Annotated in this window: 1 pseudogene; it reads right to left on the reverse strand. The window is 69.6% G+C overall.

Annotation, left to right across the window (positions count from 1 at the left end):
* Nucleotides 1-230: pseudogene (locus FQ668_RS28395) on the reverse strand (hypothetical protein); the annotation flags it as partial.

Consider the following 230-nt stretch of genomic DNA (forward strand, 5'->3'; position numbering starts at 1 on the left):
GTTCATAGCTGTCGGGGCTGCGCACGAACTGGCCGTTGTGCTGCTCGCGCTCGCCGCGTCGGCCCACGTACTGCTGCCAGCCGGCCAGGTCAAGCAGGCGCGGGTCGTCGCTGAGGGTGAAGCGGCGCTCGGCCTGGCCACGGCATGCTTCGGGCAGACCGACCTTGCCCAACGTACCTTGCTGGCGCTTGCAACGAGCGATCAGCGCGTTCTCGGCGCTGGGCCACAGC

It is taken from the genome of Pseudomonas sp. Kh14, from assembly GCF_900291005.1.
Taxonomy (GTDB): Bacteria; Pseudomonadota; Gammaproteobacteria; order Pseudomonadales; family Pseudomonadaceae; genus Aquipseudomonas; species Aquipseudomonas alloputida.